Raw genomic sequence first — 23,302 nt, forward strand, 5'->3', positions numbered from 1 at the left:
AATGGGCTTTTGTTAAATAAAGATGCACCATTTCGCTTTACGGAATAAGAACCTAGTATAGAACGAAGCTAATACTGAGATACAAAGTAAAAGTTAATCATAAGTAGTATTTGCTTAATATTATTTAAATGACAAATGGTAGATGTATTAGATTATCGAATGTACTATAATAAACATAAAGCAGAAAGGGTGAGAAAGTTGAGTTTGCCAGAAAAAAGAAACTTCACAGTGGATGAATTTTATGAGCAAAGAGAGAATTCCGACCAAGTAATGGAGTATATAGACGGTATGATTTTTATGTCACCTTCTCCATCGACAAAGCATCAAAGAATTTCTGGACGGCTACATGCACAGCTTTTTCAATTGCTAGATGGTTCGGAATGTGAAGTATTTCATGCACCTTTTGATGTTGAACTTAGTCACGAGAAAATGGATAGCACAACAATTGTGATACCCGATTTATTAGTGATTTGTGACAAAGAAGGAATAAATGAAGAAAAATATGTTGGAGTTCCTGCGATAATTATTGAAATTGTAAGCCCTTCAAATCAATCTCATGACTTGGTATTTAAACTTAATCTGTATATGCAATATGGAGTAAAAGAGTATTGGATTGTAAACCCTTTACTAGATACAATCCAAGTATATACGCTTGATGAAAATAAACAGTACCGACTACATGATATTGCAAAGGATAAAGGACGCATTCATTCAACAATACTAACAAAGTTTATCGTAGAAGTTGAAAAAGTCTTCGCCTGATATATGGTTTGGCTCATCGAGAAATAGCATATAAACAACGATAACCTTTCACCCTTCTTCAACTATTGAACGCTTGGATATTAAAAACCAAGCGTTTTCGATTTGCACTATAATTTTCGCTGCTAAGCATACTGTGTTTGTAAGTTATTTCACCTACTTTTTTACATTTTCTCCACATATCCGTTTATAGGCTTCTTTTTTCGTTCATTCACATAAAAAAGAACCCCACAGCCAGATATAACAAGCAGGCAATACCCGCGCCGACTGCTGCAATCTTTAATTTATAACGGGCATAATCAACAAGCGGCAATTCCAAAATAGACGCAGTTGTAATTGTTGTATCTCCTAATGGGGAAGTGAAGGCTCCAAATGCTCCACTCGCAAATACAGACCCAACCGTTAAAGGAATGGATGCACCTGTTGCGGTAGCTAATGTGAATCCAAGCGGCATGAACAATCCCCATGTTCCCCAAGATGAGCCAATGAAATATGCAACCACAGCCCCAATTAGAAACAGGATTGCTGGAACTGTGAATGATGGTAAAAATGAGCCCAGTGTTGAACTAATAAAATAGGAAAATCCGAGATCCTCCGCAACTAACGATAGTGACCATACGAGAATAAGCAGGATGATTGCTTGCATGAGCTGGTTTCCACCTGCAATAAAGTGATAAAGTACTTCGTCTAGTGATAATTTTCGCAGCATGTAAAAAACGAATGTCAAAATAAGTGTGATGAATACCGCTAATAGCATGACAAATGTAGCGTCAGCCGTTGAAAAGGCTTTAAATATAGTTGTAGCCCCTTTAGCGATTCCATCTTCCCATAATAGAAAGAGTGATAAGCCAAGCAATAGAAATAATGGAACAATTAAATTCCATGGCTGAGCTTTGACAAGGGATAATTCTTTTTTTATGCCAATTTCATGGTAATCAATTTCTTCCTCTTCAGGATTCTCCTCTTTCGCCGCTGTTTTTTTCTTAGACGGTGACCAGAAAATACTTATTAAACCGATAACGAGCATGACAATAGCAAAAAAATTGAATGGAATACTTTGCAAAAATATATGATAGGGGGATAAATCCAGATCATGTTTTTGAATACCGCCAGCAACTAATGAAATCATGAACCCGACAAAAGCAGTAGCAACTGGTAAAAGTACAATAACCGATTCCGTTGAGACATCAAGAGCAAAGCCAATTTTAGACTTCGATAGCTTCATTTTTTCCAAAATAGATTTAATCACAGGTCCAATCATCATGGTACGAAACATTGGCATCATAAACGTGAACGGCAATGTCAGCCAAATTAATCCCATTAGACCGCGCTGGGAATGAATTTTTCCACCGATCCATTCAGAAAATCCTTTGATCCCCCCGGATATTTTCATCATTCCTACAAGTCCGCCAAATAAATAGAGAAAGCCAATGATTTTAATATTGGAGTCATCGGTTAATGTCGTAACAATATAGGAAACAGTTTGCTGTGATCCACCTAATAAGTCAGATTCAACAAAGAATGCTCCAACAAGAAGTCCCAAAACAAGGCCGGGCAAAATCTTTTTTAACCAAATAGACAGCGCAATGACAATGAGAAAAGGTAATAATGATAACCATGCATGTTCCAAAAGAGACTCCCTCCTTCTAAAAAATATCTTGCCCGATTTTGCCAAGCCTCATGCGGATTCTAAAAGTGAAAAGACATACAAGCTTACCTACTTTGCATGCCTTTCGTGATTTAGTCCTTTTTATCAGGATGCTTATCTTGCAATGCTTCTAATGCTGAACGCTCTTTGTTGCGACGTCGGATCCGTTCTAAGATTTCTCGACGATTAATATGGATTGTAGGTGGCTCATAGTCTTGAGAAGCTTTGATATCACTATTGGACGCTTTCATAAATGACCAGGCAAGTAGCAACATAATAAAGATTACAGGGAATCCAGCAACAATACTTGCGGTTTGCAACGTCTCTAAGTCGCCAACGAACATTAATACGAATGGCAATAGACACAAAGTAAATGCCCAAAACAAGCGATTCCAGCGTAATGGCTCTGATTGAACTTCCTTTTGCACGACTGCGGCCAGAATATAGGATGATGAATCAAATGTTGTCGCTAAGAAAATAATCGCAAGCACTGTAAATACAGCGACCATCATCGTAGCCAGTGGTAGTTGGTGGAGAATTTCTATAATCGCGGCTGGTGCACCATTCTCATTCATAAAACCTATGACATCAAAGTCACCGGTTAATTGCAGATAAAGCCCAAAGTTACCCATAATACCAAAGAATAGGATGCAGCCTAACGTGCCGTAAATCATTGTCCCGAGCACCATTTCCCTGATGGTTCGTCCACGTGAAATACGTGCAACAAATAGGCCGACAAATGGTGCATAAACGACCCACCATGCCCAATAGAAGATGGTCCAAGATTCCGGGAATTTAGTCTCCGTAAATCCTGCTAGGTTACCAAAAGGTTCTAACCATGTCGCCATATGAAAAAAGTTATCCACGATGGTACCAATACTTGTGAACGTTGTTTCGCTAATAAACAATGTTGGTCCGAAGAGGAAAATAAAAGCTAGTACAAAGATAGCAAGCCATAGATTGACATCACTCAAAATTTTAATTCCTCGATTCAATCCGGAATAAGCGCTTATGGCAAATATCAATGTACAAAGCAGCATAATTCCTCCGTTTAACCCGATTGTTAGCGGTATTCCAGTTAAATCGTGGACACCTTCAGCAATCATTGGAGTACCTAGCGCAAGCGTTGTACCCGCTCCGCCCATTAGTCCGAACATGAAGAGTACATCAATGATCACCCCGAGTGGTCCGTCAACTAGACGACCTAACACAGGTCTGACAGCTTCACTAATTTTAAGCACTGGCTTTTTTCGAACGTAATAGAAATAAGCAATTGGCAGTGCTGGTAATGTATATATTGCCCAGGCAATCGGTCCCCAGTGAAACATTCCATAGGATGACGCCCATGCCACAGCTTCATTTGATTCTGGCGTAATACCAAACGGTGGCCCTTGATAGTAATAGGCCCATTCAATCATACCCCAATAAAGAATACTCGAGCCGATTCCAGCAGCAAATAACATCGCAGCCCAGGAAAAGGTGCCAAATTCTTTTTTCTCATCTTCATTTCCAAGTTTTACGTGTCCATTTTTACTAAAAGCAACAAATAATAAAAACGCAAAAGCCGCTAGCCCAACTAACAAATATAGAACACCAAAGTTTCCTGTCATAAAATCATTCGCAATATTGACGACTTCCTTTCCTTTTTCAGGAAATACCATTAGAGGTACGGAAACACCAAGAATAAGAATCAATGCTCCTATAAAAGTAGGCCAATCAATTAGCTTAGGTTTCATCTATGCTCAGTCCTTTCTTGCATAGCTTTTCTTGAAGTCGCCAAGTTATACGTGGGACATGGGGACAGGTTAGTTGTACCAGTTGAATTCTCAGGCTTCATAAGGGATGGCGCGTGGGACAAGGGACCTGTCCCCATGTCCCGTATAAACTTTATAAAATATTTTATTTATAAAGTTTATATTGGTATTGCTTTGATTTTCTAGTAAAAACGCAAAAATGCTAGGTGAAATGCTGTTTTGGTTACAATTATTTCTGTGTTACATTTTTAACAGGATAGAAAAAGGGAGATAGTTTATGGCTGATGAGAAGAGTAAAATCACCGATATGAAAACACAATTTATCGATAAGATCGCGGACAATATGAATTCATTTGGCGTTTCTACGAGTGTTGGACGGGTTTTGGGAATTATTTATATGGAACGCGCTCCGATGACATTGGATGAATTGTCAGCCGAAACGGGTATGAGTAAAACACGTATGAGTCAAGTTGTTCGCGAAATGATTGATTTGAATATCGCTGAGCGGGTTTTTCGTAAAGGCGTCCGTAAAGATTTGTACCAAGTTGAGCAGGATTACTATCAAACATTCATATCCTTGTTTACGTCTACATGGCAAAAGGCAATCAACAAAAGCAAACATTTTGAGAAAAATTTAAAAGTAAAACTCGAGACGTTGCAAAATGAACGTGATCTATCTAAGGAAGATGAACAAACAGTTAATGAGATTTTAAAAGAGATCCGCGAATGGATGGATTATTACGACTGGATCCGCCGCTTAACGGAGTTTTTCGAGAGTGGAGAGATTTTTAATTATGTACCAAAACATATAAGTGAAAAAGACTGGGGGAACTAATCAATGAGTAATAAAGTCATTCTATCTTGTGCTGTAACCGGAGCAGGAGATACAACAGCAAAAAGTCCACATATACCTGTAACACCAAAGGAAATTGCCGATTCAGCAATTAAGGCGGCAAAGGCAGGAGCAACGATTGCCCACTTGCATGTGCGTGATCCAAAGACAGGTAAATTGAGCCATGATGTCAATTTATTTAAAGAAGCGGTGGAGCGTATTCGCGAGGCTGATACAGATGTGATTATTAATATTACTGCTGGTGGTGGCGGTGATTGGATACCAAGTGATGCTGATCCGACAACAGGTGGAGAGGGCACTGATATGCAAACACCTGAAGAGCGCCACGAACCTGTTGGGATGCTACTTCCGGAAATTTGTACATTGGATTGTGGTAGTGTTAACTTTGGCAATCAGGTGTACGTTAGCCCGACAGATTGGTTGCGCAGACAGGCAAAATTAATTCAAGATGCCGGCGTAAAACCAGAACTTGAATGCTTTGACACCGGACATATACGTTTTGCTAACCAATTAGTGAAGGAAGGCTTAATTGATGGTGATCCACTATTCCAATTTTGCCTAGGTATTCCATGGGGTGCTGACGCTGATGCAGAAACGCTTGCATATATGAGAAGCCGAATTCCAGAAAATGCAAATTGGGCTGCGTTTGGCATTGGTCGGATGCAAATGCCAATGGTTGCTCAGTCCGTATTACAAGGCGGAAATGCCAGAGTCGGCTTAGAAGATAATATTTACTTGAAAAAAGGAACATTGGCAACGAACGAACAACTTGTTGATAAAGCAGTTGGCATTGTGCAAAGTTTAGGCACAGATGTAATGTCACCAGCAGAAGCACGTGCATTTTTAAATTTACGGAACCCAAATGGAGAGGCGGAATAACATGACAGGGCAAGATTCATCACAGATTAAAAACATCACAGTCGTAGGTACAGGAGTAATTGGAAATGGCTGGATCACACGTTTTTTAGCAAATGGTTATCAGGTTACAGCATCAGATCCAGATCCATCAGCTGAAGAACGCACACGTCAAGCAGTGAAGGAAGCATGGCCAGCAATGGAGAAAGTTGGACTTGCTGAAGGGGCCTCACAGGATAATTTGTTTTTTGAAAAAGATTTACAGACAGCATTGAGTAGTGCAGATTTTGTACAGGAGAATGTGCCAGAGCGAGAACCATTGAAGCGAAGTGTGATTGCGGAAATTGATCAATATGCACCAAAAGAAACCGTTATTGCATCGAGTACTTCCGGTATTTTACCTAGTACGCTGCAGGCTGACTGTACGGAGCATCCGGAGCGTGTGATCGTAGCACATCCATTTAATCCAGTTTACTTAATGCCACTTGTTGAATTGGTTGGTGGTAAGGATACGGATGATAAGTTCGTCCAAAAGGCAGAGGCATTTTACAGTGGTGTGAACATGAAGCCGTTGATCGTTCGTCAGGAAATAGAAGGACATGTCGCTGATCGTTTGATGGAAGCAATCTGGCGTGAAGCACTTCATATCGTGAATGATGGTGTAGCAACGACAGAAGAAGTAGATGCATCTATTGTATATGGACCAGGATTGCGCTGGGCTTTAATGGGACCATTCTTAACCTTGCACATGGGTGGCGGTAAAGCCGGAATGAGGCATTTGTTAGAACAATTTGGCCCTGCATTAAAACTCCCTTGGACAAAGCTAGAGGCACCGGAATTAACCGACGAATTGGCGGAGAAGGTTATTACCGGTTGTGAAGCGCAAACAGCTGGCACAAACATGGATGAGCTAGAACAGCGCCGCGACCAATTCTTAATTGAACTACAAGAATTGTTGGAAAAATACTGGCCAGCAGCTAATTTGAATGGAAAACTTTAAGTAGGTGTTTCAAGGGGGCGGGGACTCACTCCCCCCTTGGACATTGTCTATAGAGAAGGATGTGATGTTTTTGACGACCGGAAAAGTAATTATAAAAGACCATGTCCACAAAGAGTGGATTGACTATAACGGCCACATGAACGATGCTGAGTATGTTCGTGCCTTCAGCTTGGGAGTCGACAGCTTCATGAGATTAATCGGCATTGACGAGGCTTTTCGTGAAGAGCAAAACTATACCATGTTCACAATGGAAAATCATGTGTGCTACTTGGCAGAAATGAAGCTGGACGAGCCATTTGAAATTTGTGTACAACTGCTTGACTATGATGCTAAGCGCACACACGTATTTTTTGAATTATATGGTGAAGATGGTAAACGCGCTGCAACCAGTGAACAAATGTTAATGGGAATCGACCAAAATACCGGAAGACCAGCACCATTTACCGATGACGTTTTTGCTAAGGTGAAGGAGCTTGCTGAAAATTATACACCTGAAGTGAAACCGGAAGAAGCTGGACGTGTAATTGGAATAAGGCGGAAGAAATAGTTAAGAAGAGACGCTACTTTAGGTGGCGTCTCTTTTGGGTTGGACTGGGAGCGTTGCCTCGTGGTTAGCGCTAGATTTGGCCCCGGGAGCGAGAACATCGGCCCGAGAACGAGAACATCAGCCCGAAAACGAGAACATCAGCCCGAAAACGAGAACATCAGCCCGAGCGCGAGAACATCAGCCCGAGAACGGAAACATCAGCCCGAGAGCAGAAACATCGTCCCGAGAGCGGAAACATCGTCCCGAGAGCGGAAACATCGTCCCGAGCGCAGAAACATCGGCGCGAGAGCGGAAACATCGTCCCGAGCAGAGAAACATCAACCCGAGAGCAGAAACATCGGCGGGAGAGCAGGAAACATCAGCCCGAGAGCAGAAACATCGGCGCGAGAGCAGAAACATCGGCCGGAGGACGGAAACATCGTCCCGAGAGCAGAAACATCGTCCGGAGAGCGAGAACATCGTCCCGAGCAGAGAAACATCGTCCCGAGAGCAGAAACATCGGCGCGAGAGCGAAAACATCGGCCCGAATGCGAGAACATCGGCCCGAGAGCGAGAACATCAGCCCGAGAGCAAGAACATCGTCCCGAGAGCGAAAACATCAGCCCGAGAGCAAAAACATCAGCCCGAGAGCAGAATCATCAGCCCGATAGCAGAAACATCGGCGCGAAAGCAGAAACATCGTCCCGAGAGCAGAAACATCGTCCGGAGAGCGAGAACATCGTCCCGAGCAGAGAAACATCGTCCCGAGAGCGGAAACATCGACCACGAGAGCGGAAACATCGTCCCGAAAGCAGAAACATCGGCCGGAGAGCAGAAACATCGTCCCGAGCGCAGAAACATCAGCCCGAGAGCAGAAACATCGGCGCGAGAGCAGAAACATCGGCCGGAGAACGGAAACATCGTCCCGAGAGCAGAAACATCGTCCGGAGAGCGAGAACATCGTCCCGAGCAAGAAAACATCGATCGGTGAGCGAAAACATCAGCCCGAGCACGACACACGCATCAACCCAAGGACGTGGAAACCGCCCTCACTCTCATCTTCTACATCTCATCCAACAAAATAACCTCACCATTTATAGCATTTATGCCGTACGCACAATCAATTTTGCCGCACAGAATATAGTTCATCTCATCTTCATCAAAGACATAAACAGGCATTACTTCAACATGGTTGCGAAGTTTTTGATAAGCGTCATCTTCTGTAATGCTTGCTGTTTCGGCGGCTTGGAACTGTTTGAACATATCGAATATCACATTATTGTCAATGTAATTTAGTACTTTATATTGATCGTTACTGATGATAAGCCGTAGTTTTCGCTGAAGCACACGGTTATCCGCTATTGTCGGTTTTAATTCTGCAATAATATAACCATTTTCACGAAGCAACCCTTTTAATGCCCATTTTCCACTGTCGTCTGGATACACGCTTCGCATAAAGCGTAATGCTTCATCTTTACATTTTTCCTGTTCTGACGCTGTGATAGGAAATGTGTCAGGATGTGGTTGGTTTGCTAAAGCTTGTTCCTCGGATGTTTCAACAGATAAGTCAATTTCCACGCGATGGAATGGCTCATCGATTGGCTTGTCCCATTCTAAAACTACTTCATTATCAGTGGAAAAACCTTGATGCAAGATTGGCTCAAATGGTAGCGTTCTTGTGCCATCATTTGAAACAAAAAGTTCTTCCAATCCATAAACAGACAACCATTTTTCCTCTGCTTCTAATGGCACTTCAATTAATTTACATTGTTCACTGGCAATCTTATTAACTTTTTCAGGTGTAAGTGAAAAAGGCTCCCATTTCACTTGATCCTCCTCGGGAAATACTCCGTCAATAGAAAATGATGTAAGTTGGCTTTCGTCATTAAATTCAATTTCAATCGAGCCAGATGGATAAACAGGGATATTATCTACCACGGCCTGGAAGCTATACGCACCATCTTCGTCTGATAAAAGCTGGAATTGGCGACCGTATTGCAAGTCGGTCAATTCTTCAATCCACTCGATTACATTTTCTTCATCCATCATTGAAAACCCGCCATCAACGGCAAATGATTTTTCATGAACAAATACAATTCGTTTAATTGCCTTTGTATGGATATCCATATCAATCACAGCGGTCCCGGGAGGATTATAATCTTCAGCAACTTGTTCACTATCGTTCGGAATCCATTCCATTGATAGTAGATAAGTTGTTTTATGAAGGTTGTTTGTTTCATAGAAAATATGATGTCTTTTTAAGTGGTAATTTTCTAAGCCAAACTTCTCACTTGTATAAGCTGATAATTCCTTGATTCGCTCGTTCATAGATAAAACCTCACTTCTAAATGATTTACACCCAGTATAACAAAAATTTTTAAAAAACCCTTTACTTTTCCGTAACGTGAACGTTTATAGTGTAGGAGAAGGGGGATGGTGATATGCATATTAAAGAGGTTGCAAAACAACTGAACACGACACCGAGGTCCATCCGGTTTTATGAGGAAAAGGGTCTGATTTCACCTGTAAAAGCTTCAGAAAACGAGTACCGTTTGTTCACGGAAAAGGATGTAATGCGGCTTAGCACGATTTTGGCATTAAGAGAAATTGGTGTGCCGGTTAACGCTATTCGTGAAATCTTAGAAAACCAAGATATGAGTATGCGACAATATCTAGATGTCCAACGTTCAGCCTTGTTTGAAAAGTGGATAGAAATGAAAGACATGATTGAGACAATTGATCGAATGCTGGATACAGACAAAGAAAATATTACAGAGAATATTTACGCACTGTCACAGCACTTAAAGGCAATGAAAAATATTCGAAAAGGCTGGAAAGATAAATGGAATTTTGACAAGCAAGCAGCGGATTATGACCAAAACATTAAAATGCATGGGTACCGCTTTAATGTTCATCAGGATTATGAAAATGCATTGGCAAAAGCAACTGAAACTATTCAACTAGAACGTGGGGATAGCTGTTTAGATATTGGAATTGGAACAGGAAATTTGGGCTCGCGCTTTCTGAAAGAGGATGTACATGTAATTGGGGTTGATCAATCAGAGGAAATGCTGAAAAGGTGCGGTGAAAAGCATCCAGATATTGAGTTGCGAAAAGGGCATTTTTTGGCACTCCCACTATTAGATAATCAGGTAGAGGGAGCAATCTCCAGTTATGCGCTGCATCACATTCGTGATGAGGAAAAGCTGCTTGCACTAGCGGAAATGAATCGTGTGGTGAAAGCTAACGGGCAGGTATGCATTGTTGATTTGATGTTTTTAAACGACCAACATCGTGAACGGGTATTGAATGCATTTCATGAGGCGGGAAATAGTGAGGCTGTAGATGCTATAAATGATGAATTTTACGCAGACAGATCAGCACTTGTAGATTGGTTCGAAATGCACAATTATCATGTGGAAACCTATTCATTCAATAATATTTTGAGTATGGTGTATGCGGTAAAAAGATAGGAGGGGAGTAAAATTTGGGGTCCAATCATGAAGAAATTGCTTTAGATTTTCATAATCAAAAATATGCAGCCGATTTAGTGCATTATAGCTTGCTAAAGGATCAACTAAACTATACGGCTCACCCGCTGGATGCAATCGAGAAATGCAGTTGCGATGTGGAACGATATCCTATTGTTATACAATATCATCGCATTCCCGTAGGCTTTTTCGTATTGCATGACAGGGGTGGTTTTCCAAAATATAGTAATAATGAAAATGCTATATTGCTAAGGGCCTATTCTGTTGATAGTCGTTATCAAGGAAAGGGTATTGCAAAAGAGTCGTTAAAACTACTACCATTCTTTATAAAAAATTATTTCCCGGGAAAAGATGAAATTGTGCTTGCAGTGAATCACAATAATACACATGCACAAATGGTATATAAGAAATGCGGGTTCAGAGATAATGGTGGTCGAGTAATGGGGAGGAAAGGTGAACAATTTGTTTTTGGAAAGATGATATAGGGTTATTAATTAAAAATGTTTTAATAAATGGATGATAAAATTTCCAGACTTGTTATAATAGGTTTGAGGATATGATTTACTCATCTCTTTTTTTGAAAGGAGGTGAATAAGAGATGGAAGAAGCATCCCAGATTTTACTTCTTGTTGTGGCGATTTGTAATGTTGTTGTTGCTGTATTGCAAGTATTTACAACAATTATAGAAAGCCATAATAGAAGGAAAAAGCCCTCTTTGTCTCCACAAACAAAGAAGGCCGAAAAATCTGACCGGGATTAAGGGGGACTACCCCTTCTTCCCTTCCATTATCTTATGTATATCATATCCTCTTTATTCCAAAATTGCAAGTAAGGAGTGAAAACAATGCTATATTTTGCATTAGTTGCTTCATTAATTGCATTGGTGATGACCGTTGTCAATTTAACGGTTACTCTAAAAAAGAAAAGGTAATAAGGTGAATACACACTTGTGTTCATCATCAGTTTCGCATCGCTATATGTTATTTTTGAATGGTAATTACGGCTTCTTTTACTTCTGATTTCCCTTTGACAATACGGCGAGGTAACGTTTGTACGATTCTGTTTTTCATATAGTGGCTTTTACTTATCAACAACATTGGCATAATTATTGTCGTAAAAATTACCTAGATAAAATACACATAAGGGGGCGACCATATTACTTATTCATACATCATGATGATTTTTGTTGTTATTTTTTATGCGGGGAACATTCTGATCGGCAAGGCTATTAATGAATTACCACCGTTCACGATTGCGTTCTTCAGGTTATTGGTTGCATTTGTAGTGTTGTTACCAATTGGATTTCGTAGTGCTTGGAAAAACCGTGCTAAATTTTTGGAGTATAAAAAGCCGTTTTTGATGATGACCTTAACAGGAATAACGTTTTTCAATACATTTATTTATGGGGCGTTACAATTTACTACCTCATCAAGCGTTTCTGTGCTGGAATCAGTTGTACCAGCAATGACTGTCGTGTTAAGTGCAGTTATATTGAAAGAAAGATTACGAACCATTCAATGGGGTGGAGTAGTATTATCGCTGATCGGTGCCGTATGGGTCGTCATGGATGGAAAAATCCTGCAACTAACAGCAATTGACTGGAATGTTGGAGATATCATTATGATTGGTGCCATTGTATCCTGGGCAATCTATTCGATTCTGGTAAAGCAGTATATGCATCTATTTCCGTCATATGGCGCAATTCTTGTTATGACCGGTATTTCAGTCATTGTATTATGTCCAATTGTGTTGATCGAGTGGGCCATACTCGGGTTACCCTCCTTTGACTCATCAAATTTTATTATCGGGCTTTTGTACCTAGGTATTTTCCCATCGTTTATTGCCCTAGTTTTTTATAATCGAGCAGTGGATGTGCTGGGCGCCTCCCAAGCATCCATCTTTCTAAACTTCCTTCCTGTAGCCACAATGATTGGCGCATACATATGGTTAGATGAAGTGATTGCCGTTACACAAATAATTGGGGCATTGGCGGTCATTTGTGGTGTGATCATAACGACACAGGCAGGAGTAAAACAACGAGTGTTAAAAGGGATTGGTTAGGATGGTTGCAATGACAAGTTTTCCCCTTTGTTCCGTAATTCTCCAAGTGCCACAATATCATTCTCTTAAAGGATTATCAGTCGCCAGTTCAACACATTTTGCTGAAAATATGCTACTGGAAACATTATAAAAAGGTTAATTATCCCAAAGTTAAAGGAAGCGGGTACCACATGGAGCCCCCGCTTCTTCCTAACTCTAAGCCCGAATCCATTTCCAAATCTCTTTCGGTGTTGCATTTTTCCCATACAATAAAATACCAGTCTTAAATATTTTTCCGGCCAGTTTCATAAATAACCAGACACTTACAATTAAGATAGCTAACGAAATTATTACTTCCATCCACGGCCATTCCTCTAGTAATGATAAACGGAGCAGCAATACCCCAGGAGACGTGAATGGGATGTAGGAACCGATTTGTGCGATTAAACCACTTGGGTCACTTAAGATTGGACCGATAAAGATAAGTGGTAAAAATGGTAGCATGAGCACAATGCCTTGGAAATTCCCTGATGTAGAAATATCCTCGATTGTCGCACCAATTCCAACAAATAGGGAAGCGAACAAAAGATAACCTAAAATGGCGATGCCGACTAATAGAATCAGCTCAGGGACCAGTAAATAGTCCATGATCGGGATATCGGTTTTCCAAATGACAACAGGCAAAGCAAACGCAACAAAGACAACAACTTGTGTGATCCCTAACACGAAATAACCTAAGATTTTTCCTTGCATCAATTGCTCGGGTGTTAATGATGACAAGATGATTTCAGCAATTTTATCTTTCTTTTCCTGTGAGGCACTTTGGAAAATCATCATGCCAGTAATAATAATGGATAGCAAAATAATGCCAGCGAATGCACCTGGAACAATACGCTCCATCACGGGCCCGTCTTCTGCAGTGGATGAATGGTCATCTTCAGATGGAATCTCGTCCACGGATGTTGTTTCAAAGACAACACTACGCGATATAACTTCCATTTCTTCGGCAGATAATCCAAGTTGTTGAATTTGCAACTGCTGAAGTGGCTCCTCCAGAAAGCGGACTTGGTTCATGAAATCTCCATCCATCTCTTCACTTGTATAAACGGTGATCTTCCCATTAGCAAGCGCCGATTCTGTTAATGGGATATAGGCCGTGTTCTCCTCTGACTGAAGTTTTTCATTCATACCTGCCTGTTCTAAGTCTGTCTCTTGAAGATCCCAATTTAATAGATCGCTACTTTTAACCATTTCTTTTATAGTTGCAAAAATCCCCAGTTCATCGTTTACAAATACTTGTGTAGCCGCGGATTCTTCATCTGAATCATCAAAAAAGCTTGGCACCATAGAGAAGAAAAGGAAGATGATTGGTGTTAAGAATAGGGAAATGACAAATGACTTATTTTTCATATTGCGCTTAATTTCCCATTTAGCAACCTTCAGTGTATTATGCATGAACTGCACCTTCTTCCTGTAATAGGTTTTTATCTGTTGCGATATCGATGAAAATTTCATGTAACGAAATCCGGTCAATGGAAAGTTCCAGGATATCTAGGCTTTCAGGGAGGTGACTAAGCCAGCTTGCAACATGAACTTCCTTGTCTAAATATAGAATTGCTAGCTCATCATCTTGTTCGACCCGTTGTACATTTGGGAGATTCCCAAGAACAGTACGGTCATTTTTTCCACGAATTGTACATTTAAAATTCGCATACTCGGCTTTTACGTCGTTCATATTTCCGTAGATAATTTTTTGTCCATGGTGGATCATAAATAAGCGGTCACACATTTCTTCTACCAAATTCATTTGATGGGAGGATAATAGAATCGCGGTGCCATTTTCCGCAAGATTCCGAATTTCATTTTTAAACAATTCCTGGCTTACCGGGTCTAGGCCTGAAAATGGTTCATCTAAAATGAGCAGCTCCGGTTCGTGAATGATCGATGCAATAAATTGTATTTTTTGTCCCATCCCTTTTGATAGTTCTTCAACGGAAACGTTCTCCTTGCCTTCCAGGTCAAACTTTTTCAAATAAGCAAGTACCCGTTCCTTGGCCTTCTTGATCGGATAATCTTTTAGTTCGGCTAAATATAGTAAAATATCCATGACTTTTACGTTTTTGTATAGGCCCCTTTCTTCAGGTAAGTAGCCAATTTTATGTCGTGGAATGTCCTGGTGCTGCTGAAATGAAATGGTTCCCGCATCTGGATACATAATTCCCATGATATTACGTATGGTTGTTGATTTTCCCGCACCATTTGGGCCCAGGATGGCCATGATCTCTCCCTTTTTGACGTCGAAGGAGATGTTCTTAATGATTTGTTTATCCTTGAAGGACTTTCCTAAATCTTTTACTGTTAACATGGTTTCCATCGTAATTTAACCTTCCTTTCCATCCTGTAATAGATATGTGATAATCTCCTCTAAATGAAGCGCGGTTCGACCTGACCACGTCATGTTATTCTCGTTGAAGAATTGCTCGGTTTTGTCGGGTTGGTTCGAAATAAGCTGCTGTTTCTCCCGGGAGATTTCACCGGGGATCCAGCTTTCGGGAAGTGAATGCTGCAGCCAATACCGCTTATAACTCTCCGTTAATTCTTCTTTTTCATAGGTGCCAATCACTTTTCCATTGCGCAAAATGCAAAGGTAGTCCGCAAGTTTCATAATATCTTCAGCTTGGTGACTGGCAAAAATGATGGCATGTTCTCCTTGGTCCATCCACTCAACAAGTATATCCATTAGTCGCTTTTTAGATGGAATATCCATAAACGATGTTGGTTCATCCAATAATAATAATGGCGCATTTCTTGGAATGGTCAGTGCGAGATTAAGCTTTTGCTGTACCCCTTGCGATAGTTTTCGATAACGTTTCGTCAATGGAATCGAAAAAGCATTAACTATTTCTTTGAATAACGCCTCATCCCAATCTGGATATAAGGGAGCGATTAGGGATTTTAGTTCTTTTCCGGTATAAGCGTCATGGCCAATTTGTGTTTGAGCTTGATACGCAATCTTCTTCTTCCATGATTCATCCTGCCCATAGACAAATTTGTCGAAAACCTTAATGTTTCCCATGTCGGGATTTGCCAAATTCATGATTAGCTTCAGCAAGGTGCTTTTCCCCGATCCATTATTGCCAACTAATGCGGTAATCGTTCCGGGTTCTATCGATAAATCTATGGGGCCAAGATAGAAATGATCCACTTTTTTCTGTAATTGTGAAATATCTAACCAGTTGTTCATGGACTATTCTCCTTTCTGATTTCGTTGGGTGTGTATGATTTCTTCAAAAATCTCTTCAATTTGTTCGAGTGTGTAATCATATTGAAGTGCTGTATCAATGGCATTTTCGATTGTTTGATAAACAGAAGATATTTTGACTTGCTGTTTTTTGGCATCCTCGACTTCGGCAACGAAAGTACCTTTACCTTGTGACGTACGAATGAATCCCTTATGTTCCAAGTCCTGGTAAGCACGTCTTGTTGTAATGATACTGATTTCCAGGTCTTTGGAAAGCGCGCGAATGGAAGGCAGTGGTGTACCTGCAGCTAAATGACCGCCGGCGATTAATGCTTGCAGTTGGTTTTCAATTTGATGATATATCGGCTCTCGGGAGTCTTTTGACAGATGTATCGGTAATTCCACAGTACACGCCTCCTTCTATAGATAGTCTAGTTTATCGATCGTTTTTCTTGTATAATGTTGCCAATAAGTAAAGCCAATAAACGCCAAGATAACAGATAGGAAGCTCGATAAAAGCGGCCATGTTTGAGCAAAAATGATGGTCCAATAAACGATGGCATGCCCAGTAGCGACTTGTATAATAGCGAAGACAAACATTGCTCCAATTGCAAATATAAATCCCAAAATAAATGACAAGACTGTATTCGTATTCTTTGTACCTGCGTCAGCTGCGGGGAAAATATAACCTGCATAAAAACTAAATGAAAGCCAAATGATGGAAAATGCAATATAAGAACCAATCGATAATGCATCTTGAAGATTTGGTGATAAAGGATATAAACCAATTAATAATAGAAATTGAAATGGAAATGAATAGAAAAAATGAACAATAAATCTGCTCTTCATAATTACATCTTTCGTAATGGGTAGTTGATTTAACATAATTAATGACGGAGAAGCTGTTACATCTTCATTCAGTTTGGTAAGTTGGAAGTTTTTTGGTTTCAGCCAGATCATGATAAGTCCTGAAAAGGTTAGGATGAAGGCTAAGTCGAGTCCGGCAAAGTTTTGTTCAATATACGTGCGTAATTCAACTGTTAAAAATACGAGTACCAAGACAAAGAATAAAGCCAAGAATAAAAATCCTTGTTTCGATGCTTTTAATTCAAAAGTTGCCAATTGAAAAGCTTGCTTCCATTCCTGCATATAAAACCCCTCCTTTTAGGTGTTAAACTGTGTATGTGTATATATACAGTTTATGTAATGTTGTGTGTAATGTCAATATCTTTTTGAAAGGTTGTTGCTAGCGACAAAAAAGGCAGTAGGAAATTTCCTACTGCCTTTAAGGGGATATTATGAGAGTTGGCATTACTAGTTTGGTAGTTTTCTATAAAAATTACTCATTTATTCTGCAAAAATTTTTTTGTAGACTTAAACTGAAATGAAGGTAAACTAGTTCACCGAAAAGAGAGTAAAATCCTTTAATCCGTAGTTACTCTGTAATTAGAAACTATACCCTCTTCATTTAGTTTTATCATTAATTGTTCACTATCTATTCTGATTAGTCCTCGCTCTCTACCAAGATAATAGATTAGTTTACTTTTATTATTATTATCTGGACTTCCTAATAATTTGTATACTTCTGCTTTGGTTAGTCCTTGTAACTTGTGATTACTTAATAGATTATCGGTCATGTATACACGTTGGTTAGACTTATTCACCCACTTTTCCGTGGTAAAGTTTGAATTATACTCATTAAATCCCAACAATACTAGACAAATTAAAGGAGGAATAATACTAATAATAAGAATACGTTTATGTTTCACTTTCCTAAAGCTGCTATTATTCCTTCTTAATAAGAGCGAGGTCCAAATTACCAATAGTATAAACGGCACTGTTATTGCAGGAATGCTTATTATGCTAAAAGATGAATGTAAAAGACTAATAATGAATAAAAAAGCTATGTATAGTAAGACATAGATACATACATATATATTTAGAAACAGTTCCGTTGTCTGTTTAGATTTCATTTTTAAATCTCCCTTAAAATAAAGATTTTAAATATACTATGTTATGGCTATATGGCAATAGAGAAAATATCAGAATCGTATCTGGTGTTTTATTAGCATCTAACATTTTTGCAACTTCGCAAGTCTCTGCATCACCAACTTCAAAAGACTTTATACCTTACACCATTTGACTATGAAAACGTCATGAATACCTACTATTTAGCATCCCAGATAAAGTAAAAAACATCAAGGTTTAGGCCAAAGAAGCAGAGAATAAAGAATACTTAACAGATGAAAAATCAATCCAATAAAAAAGAAGTGCAAACGCGGTGTTTTGCACTTCTAAAATCCTATCCAATCCATGATATTATCAAATAAATGTTTCACAGTTCTTGAAAATCCTCTTAACAACCAATATAAAATTCGTAAAGGGAAAAAGATTAACTCAGGTACCCATAATAAGATATCAACCAACAAATCTAAAAGTTCATACCAAAAGTTAGACTTACCCCGACGTGTTCGTTTTCTCTCCTTACGCCTTTCTCGCCAGCGTTTCATTTGATTCACTCCCGATGTTGGTAATCAATCATTTACCTTGCCGAAGATAAATAATCACAAACTTACACGACACCTTCGCGGATCATGGCATCGCCAACTTTAAGAAAACCAGCGATATTTGCACCGACATCTAAATTTCCGGGATACCCATACTCTTCAGCTGCACTTATGCTATTTCGATAAATGTTTAACATGATCTCATGTAATTTTGCATCAACTTTTTCAAATGACCAGGAAAGCTTCATACTGTTCTGTGCCATTTCTAATGCTGACACGGCTACCCCACCAGCATTGGCGGCTTTAGCTGGGCCAAAAAGAATATGGCTCTCATTAAACAAATCGATAGCTTCCTGATTGGATGGCATGTTTGACCCTTCAGCAACAACTTTTACGCCATTTTTAATTAATACACGCGCAATGTCTGCATCAATTTCATTTTGTGTTGCACACGGCAAGGCTATATCACATGGGATTGTCCATATGTCATCGCCATTTTCATGGAATGAAGCATGTGGATGTTCAGCAAGGTACGCTGAAATGACCCCATCTTCTTCAAGTTTAAGCCGCTTGATTGTTTCTAAATTGACACCTTTTTCATCATGAATATAACCTGTTGAATCACTGCATGCAACAACCTTTGCGCCTAATTCCATGGCCTTTTCCATCGCATAAATGGCTACATTACCTGCGCCAGAAACGATGACTTTGCTATTGTTGAAACTCAAACCGTGATCTTGCATCATATCATCAACAAAGTATATTAAACCGTAGCCGGTTGCTTCTGGCCTGACTAAACTTCCGCCGAAACGAACATCTTTACCTGTAAGTACTCCAGGTTCATAACTGCCACGCATTCGTTTGTACTGACCGAACATATAACCAATTTCTCTAGCACCGACACCAATATCGCCTGCAGGTATGTCAACATTTGGACCAATATAATTGGATAGCTCCGTCATATAACTTTGACAGAAACGCATGATTTCGTTGTTGGACTTGCCTTTTGGATTAAAGTCAGCACCACCTTTACCACCACCGATTGGCTGTCCGGTTAAGGCGTTTTTGAAAATCTGTTCAAAACCAAGAAATTTTATAATGCTTGCATTGACAGTAGGGTGGAAACGTGTGCCACCTTTGTAAGGACCGATACTTGAATTGAATTGAACACGAAATCCTCTATTTACTTGAACGTTCCCACTATCGTCAAGCCATGGTACACGAAAAGTAAGGAGTCTCTCCGGTTCGGAAATTCGTTCTAATATCCCATTTTTCATATATTTTGGATGTTTCGCGAAGACTGGAACTAGTGCCGTGAAAATATGTTTTGTGGCCTGGTGAAATTCAACTTCGCCAGGATTTCTTTCCTCTACCGTTTTAAATACAGTATTTACATAATCCAATGCTTGTTGTAAGGAGTCATCTTTAACTCGTTGAATCGTTGTCATATATTTTCCCCTTTCATTTTTAGAAATAGTAAAACAGTGTTTCCGATCATTTATGTATGAAAGGAACACACGCTCATAGCTGAACATTTAAATCGGTCGGTTAATGGTAGTAATTGTAAAGGCCAGGTGGTTAAAACTAGGGATTCACTTGAAAGGTAATAAACAGAAATGATGATATTTTTTTGTTATAGCAATATATTTTACAGTATTTTTCACACAATTGCAATAGGAATAGATGAAATAGTTAAATAATTTTGTTAATAGACATGCTATCTAAATAGATAAAGTTCGCTAAAAATGCTACGATAACAGTAAGGAATTTGTCTGAAAATGGAGGTTTGATAAAGGTGAAAAATATGACGGCATTTACACTAGCTGAACAAATTAGGAAAAAAGCAATCTCTCCGGTCGAAGTGATCGATTATTACTTAAATCGAATCGATACATATAATACTGACATTAATGCGGTTGTTACCTTAAACCATGAAGCAAGGGAGGAGGCAGTCAGAAAGGAAGAAGCGATCCAACAAGGTAAGAAATTGGGTGCACTGCATGGTGTTCCTGTAGCGATAAAGGATTTAACGCCAACAAAGGGAATTAAAACAACATTTGGTACAAAGCTTTTCGCGGACAACATACCAGATCGGGATGCGACAATTGTTCAACGCCTAAAGGACGCCGGGGCGATCATTCTTGGCAAAACAAACACACCTGACTTTGGACATAAAGGAACTACCGATAACACATTGTTTGGCGCGACAAAAAACCCGTGGAATTTGGCAAAAACAGCAGGCGGATCAAGTGGTGGATCAGCTGCAGCAGTTGCGTCTGATCTGACACCAATCGCTGAGGGCAGTGATGGTGGTGGGTCAATCCGAATTCCAGCGAGCTTTTGTGGGGTATATGGATTTAAACCATCCTATGGCAGAATTCCGATGGACAATAATTTAAGTAATGTATTTGGTTCCAATAATCCATTTGTTAATCATGGACCATTAAGCCGTTCGGTCAAGGATGCAGCATTGTTTGTTGATGTCACCCAAGGACCGTCAACAACAGATCCTTTCTCATTGCCAACATTTGATGAAAAACTTATTGATCAAATGAATGGCCCATTAGATGGGGTGAAAATTGCTTACACGAAAGACTTTGGTATGTATACGGTTGATCCAGAAGTATTGGAGGTCATGGAAGAACAGATTGCCAAGTGGCGTGCGCTCGGCTGCCAAGTAGAGGAAGTATCGATGGATTTTGGCATGACGTTACATGAATTTCTCGGCTTTTTCAAAAATATGTGGTACGCTGCCGCTGCTGCTGGTGGACAGGAAATACTCGAGAAAACGCCTGACTTGGTAACACCTTCCTATCAAACAATGATTGAACGCGGATATGCGGTAACAACGAGTGCGTATATTCAATACCAATCAAAGCGGACAACCGTGTGGAATGTGTTACAACGTTATTTTAAAGATTACGACTTGATTATGTCACCAACATTATCGATTCCAGCTTTCGATTATCAATTATTAGGGCCGGAAACGATACAAGGCAAAAAAATTGAAGCAGATTCAGACTGGATGATGACCCATATATACAATATGACCGGTTTACCAGCGGCATCGATACCTGCAGGGTCGACCAAAGATGGTTTACCAGTCGGCATGCAAATTGCTGGAAATCGATTTGCGGATGGCCTTGTGTTAAGAGCAAGTCGAGGATATGAAGAGATTGTCGGTGGATTCCCTGCAGCGGATTTGAGTAAGATAAAGGCATAAAGCGAAATGAATAAGTGGGGGAGTTTCCACTCGCTGCTTTGGCAAAATTGAATTATTAGCAGTGTAAAAAGGACGTCTTTTGGTGTCTCCCTCCCTCATATTGAGACTTTTTTACCAATCATTGCCGGAATATTGATTGGATTTATTAGTGACTGGATTATAAATACAAATCTCAAAAATAAGAATACTATATTCTAATTTCTTGGGTGCTTCAGCTAATGGGTGGCTTTTCCGCAACGAAGAAATCACCTTTGAAGTATTATGTTTGAATAGCTAACCAGCCTTTTTTGTTAAAACATAACTTATCGGGAATTTATTGAAATGGGGAGGATAAGATACAATGAGTATTCAAAGAAATGAAGATAAGCATTTTACGTTTCAAGATTTCTTATTGTGGGATGAAGGTAGCCGATATGAGATTTTTGACGGTGTTCCTGTTTTACTTGCTACACCAACAACGAAACATCAAGGGGTTATCTCTTTTTTAACTATAGATTTTGGAATGTACTTCAAGGGTGAAGAATGTAGAATCTTTCCTTCCCCATTCACGGTTCGATTTTCTGAAGAAGATGATTACGAAAATGCAGACAACGTATTTGAACCAGACATTTCCATTGTTTGTAATGAGAATCAGCTTGATCAGTATGGATGCAAAGGTGCTCCTAGCCTAGTTGTGGAAGTATTATCACCTTCCACGAGTAGGAATGACAGAATTAAAAAATATAACGCATATCAAAAATTTGGTGTTTCTGAGTATTGGATTGTCGATCCCTTGAATGAGACCGTGGAGATATATATCTTAGATGAAGGAACTTACAAGCGTTGGAATGCGTATGGTCGAGAAGATATGATTAGATCGAAGCAATTTGAAAGGATAACAATTGTGGGGGAAGAAATGTTTTCATATGGTGAATAAACATTAAACAGTAGGCCTGCCTTTTTTCTTATTTGTAGGTTTGAAAGAGATTTTAACCTTGTAATCGAAAATTGAAGATTAATAATAGCACTGGTATTCCAGAATTGGTCACTTATCCTGAACAGGAAAAGGCATCTTATCTGTATTTTTTGATAAGGATCGTACTTTATTATATATTCCAAAACAATTCACCTCCATCAATTAAGTCACAGTTATGCTACACATATGGTAGACAACGGAGCCCCTTGTAGAAATTCAAAGCCTTCTTGGTCAACAAAAAGCGAAACAGCAAGGATCTATGCCCATCTTAACTCAATGCATTAACTTCACCGTATTTGTCTGACGGAATAATATCATCATTAGAAAATTCCTTTAAAAACTTTGCTAACCGGGCGTTAACGTTTTTCTTAATCTATGTAACAATTTCTAAACTAATTCAGAATGTCTTTCTCTTTATCTCTATCTGTATGTTTGTTAAAATAGAAAGTT

Annotated in this window: 24 protein-coding genes; 12 read left to right on the plus strand and 12 right to left on the minus strand. The window is 39.5% G+C overall.

The genetic code is table 11. The annotated features are described in order from the left end of the window. Positions 1 to 198 precede the first annotated feature (198 nt). Positions 199 to 762, plus strand: a complete 564-nt coding sequence (locus C8270_RS05520; protein WP_106495870.1) for a Uma2 family endonuclease — start codon at positions 199 to 201, stop codon at positions 760 to 762. A 208-nt stretch (positions 763 to 970) separates the two neighbouring features. Here C8270_RS05520 and C8270_RS05525 read toward each other — a convergent pair whose 3' ends face one another. Both C8270_RS05525 and C8270_RS05530 read right to left on the minus strand, forming a co-directional pair. Then, positions 971 to 2,389 carry a Na+/H+ antiporter NhaC family protein gene (locus tag C8270_RS05525; protein ID WP_106495871.1) on the minus strand — a complete coding sequence of 473 codons (1,419 nt, stop codon included), beginning with the start codon at positions 2,387 to 2,389 and terminating at the stop codon, positions 971 to 973. 110 nt (positions 2,390 to 2,499) lie between these two features. Further along, positions 2,500 to 4,143: a BCCT family transporter gene (locus tag C8270_RS05530; protein ID WP_106495872.1), complete on the minus strand. Its 1,644-nt coding sequence runs from the start codon at positions 4,141 to 4,143 to the stop codon at positions 2,500 to 2,502. Positions 4,144 to 4,438: 295 nt separating this feature from the next. Between C8270_RS05530 and C8270_RS05535 the strand changes: the two genes are divergently transcribed. The 5 genes from C8270_RS05535 to C8270_RS05555 all read left to right on the plus strand — a co-directional run bounded on the left by C8270_RS05535 (position 4,439) and on the right by C8270_RS05555 (position 8,386). Beyond that, positions 4,439 to 4,996 carry a GbsR/MarR family transcriptional regulator gene (locus C8270_RS05535; protein ID WP_106495873.1) on the plus strand — a complete coding sequence of 186 codons (558 nt, stop codon included), beginning with the start codon at positions 4,439 to 4,441 and terminating at the stop codon, positions 4,994 to 4,996. Between the two features lie 3 nt (positions 4,997 to 4,999). Next, positions 5,000 to 5,893 carry a 3-keto-5-aminohexanoate cleavage protein gene (locus C8270_RS05540; protein WP_106495874.1) on the plus strand — a complete coding sequence of 298 codons (894 nt, stop codon included), beginning with the start codon at positions 5,000 to 5,002 and terminating at the stop codon, positions 5,891 to 5,893. Position 5,894: 1 nt separating this feature from the next. Continuing rightward, positions 5,895 to 6,869 carry a 3-hydroxyacyl-CoA dehydrogenase NAD-binding domain-containing protein gene (locus C8270_RS05545; RefSeq protein WP_106495875.1) on the plus strand — a complete coding sequence of 325 codons (975 nt, stop codon included), beginning with the start codon at positions 5,895 to 5,897 and terminating at the stop codon, positions 6,867 to 6,869. 64 nt (positions 6,870 to 6,933) lie between these two features. Continuing rightward, positions 6,934 to 7,416, plus strand: coding sequence for a thioesterase family protein (locus tag C8270_RS05550; RefSeq protein ID WP_199794647.1), 483 nt, complete (start codon positions 6,934 to 6,936; stop codon positions 7,414 to 7,416). A 34-nt stretch (positions 7,417 to 7,450) separates the two neighbouring features. Continuing rightward, positions 7,451 to 8,386 (plus strand): hypothetical protein, encoded by a 936-nt coding sequence (locus C8270_RS05555; protein WP_106495877.1) that lies wholly within the window; start codon positions 7,451 to 7,453, stop codon positions 8,384 to 8,386. A 71-nt stretch (positions 8,387 to 8,457) separates the two neighbouring features. On the opposite strand, the gene C8270_RS05560 is transcribed toward C8270_RS05555, so the two are convergent. Next, the gene (locus C8270_RS05560) at positions 8,458 to 9,723 is read right to left on the minus strand and encodes a hypothetical protein (RefSeq protein WP_106495878.1); all 1,266 of its coding nucleotides are present in this window, start codon (positions 9,721 to 9,723) and stop codon (positions 8,458 to 8,460) included. 113 nt (positions 9,724 to 9,836) lie between these two features. On the opposite strand from C8270_RS05560, the gene C8270_RS05565 reads away from it, so the two are divergent. The 3 genes from C8270_RS05565 to C8270_RS19735 all read left to right on the plus strand — a co-directional run bounded on the left by C8270_RS05565 (position 9,837) and on the right by C8270_RS19735 (position 11,646). Next, complete coding sequence (locus C8270_RS05565) at positions 9,837 to 10,868, plus strand: MerR family transcriptional regulator (RefSeq protein WP_106495879.1); 1,032 nt, start codon at positions 9,837 to 9,839, stop codon at positions 10,866 to 10,868. 14 nt (positions 10,869 to 10,882) lie between these two features. After that, positions 10,883 to 11,371 carry a GNAT family N-acetyltransferase gene (locus C8270_RS05570; RefSeq protein WP_106495880.1) on the plus strand — a complete coding sequence of 163 codons (489 nt, stop codon included), beginning with the start codon at positions 10,883 to 10,885 and terminating at the stop codon, positions 11,369 to 11,371. 113 nt (positions 11,372 to 11,484) lie between these two features. Next, entirely contained in the window at positions 11,485 to 11,646 is a 162-nt protein-coding gene (locus C8270_RS19735; RefSeq protein ID WP_158701602.1) for a hypothetical protein, read from the plus strand. Between the two features lie 220 nt (positions 11,647 to 11,866). Here C8270_RS19735 and C8270_RS20620 read toward each other — a convergent pair whose 3' ends face one another. Next, positions 11,867 to 11,989 (minus strand): hypothetical protein, encoded by a 123-nt coding sequence (locus C8270_RS20620; protein ID WP_267894830.1) that lies wholly within the window; start codon positions 11,987 to 11,989, stop codon positions 11,867 to 11,869. A 73-nt stretch (positions 11,990 to 12,062) separates the two neighbouring features. On the opposite strand from C8270_RS20620, the gene C8270_RS05575 reads away from it, so the two are divergent. Beyond that, the gene (locus C8270_RS05575) at positions 12,063 to 12,947 is read left to right on the plus strand and encodes a DMT family transporter (protein WP_234028488.1); all 885 of its coding nucleotides are present in this window, start codon (positions 12,063 to 12,065) and stop codon (positions 12,945 to 12,947) included. A 195-nt stretch (positions 12,948 to 13,142) separates the two neighbouring features. Here the strand turns inward: C8270_RS05575 and C8270_RS05580 are convergent, their stop codons facing one another. The 8 genes from C8270_RS05580 to gdhA all read right to left on the minus strand — a co-directional run bounded on the left by C8270_RS05580 (position 13,143) and on the right by gdhA (position 20,122). Then, the gene (locus C8270_RS05580; RefSeq protein WP_106495882.1) at positions 13,143 to 14,381 is read right to left on the minus strand and encodes an ABC transporter permease; all 1,239 of its coding nucleotides are present in this window, start codon (positions 14,379 to 14,381) and stop codon (positions 13,143 to 13,145) included. After that, positions 14,374 to 15,300 carry an ABC transporter ATP-binding protein gene (locus tag C8270_RS05585; RefSeq protein WP_106495883.1) on the minus strand — a complete coding sequence of 309 codons (927 nt, stop codon included), beginning with the start codon at positions 15,298 to 15,300 and terminating at the stop codon, positions 14,374 to 14,376. Before C8270_RS05585 ends, C8270_RS05580 begins: the two co-directional genes overlap by 8 nt. 6 nt (positions 15,301 to 15,306) lie before the next feature. Continuing rightward, the gene (locus C8270_RS05590) at positions 15,307 to 16,170 is read right to left on the minus strand and encodes an ATP-binding cassette domain-containing protein (protein ID WP_106495884.1); all 864 of its coding nucleotides are present in this window, start codon (positions 16,168 to 16,170) and stop codon (positions 15,307 to 15,309) included. Positions 16,171 to 16,173: 3 nt separating this feature from the next. After that, the gene (locus C8270_RS05595) at positions 16,174 to 16,572 is read right to left on the minus strand and encodes a GntR family transcriptional regulator (RefSeq protein WP_106495885.1); all 399 of its coding nucleotides are present in this window, start codon (positions 16,570 to 16,572) and stop codon (positions 16,174 to 16,176) included. Between the two features lie 15 nt (positions 16,573 to 16,587). After that, on the minus strand, positions 16,588 to 17,316 hold the full coding sequence (locus C8270_RS05600; protein WP_106495886.1) for a hypothetical protein: 729 nt from the start codon (positions 17,314 to 17,316) through the stop codon (positions 16,588 to 16,590). Between the two features lie 275 nt (positions 17,317 to 17,591). Beyond that, a complete protein-coding gene (locus C8270_RS19740; protein WP_158701603.1) occupies positions 17,592 to 17,936 on the minus strand; it encodes a hypothetical protein in 345 nt (114 codons plus the stop codon). A gap of 525 nt (positions 17,937 to 18,461) precedes the next feature. Then, positions 18,462 to 18,677, minus strand: coding sequence for a hypothetical protein (locus C8270_RS05610; protein ID WP_106495888.1), 216 nt, complete (start codon positions 18,675 to 18,677; stop codon positions 18,462 to 18,464). A gap of 62 nt (positions 18,678 to 18,739) precedes the next feature. Beyond that, entirely contained in the window at positions 18,740 to 20,122 is a 1,383-nt protein-coding gene (gdhA, locus tag C8270_RS05615) for an NADP-specific glutamate dehydrogenase (RefSeq protein ID WP_106495889.1), read from the minus strand. 356 nt (positions 20,123 to 20,478) lie between these two features. Here gdhA and C8270_RS05620 point away from each other — a divergent pair, with 356 nt between their 5' ends. Together C8270_RS05620 and C8270_RS05625 are read left to right on the plus strand one after the other, a co-directional pair. Beyond that, on the plus strand, positions 20,479 to 21,897 hold the full coding sequence (locus C8270_RS05620; protein ID WP_234028626.1) for an amidase: 1,419 nt from the start codon (positions 20,479 to 20,481) through the stop codon (positions 21,895 to 21,897). 340 nt (positions 21,898 to 22,237) lie between these two features. After that, positions 22,238 to 22,813: a Uma2 family endonuclease gene (locus tag C8270_RS05625; protein WP_106495891.1), complete on the plus strand. Its 576-nt coding sequence runs from the start codon at positions 22,238 to 22,240 to the stop codon at positions 22,811 to 22,813. Positions 22,814 to 23,302: the final 489 nt, after the last annotated feature.

The sequence above is a fragment of the Lentibacillus sp. Marseille-P4043 genome, assembly GCF_900258515.1.
Classification (GTDB): Bacteria; Bacillota; Bacilli; order Bacillales; family Amphibacillaceae; genus Lentibacillus_C.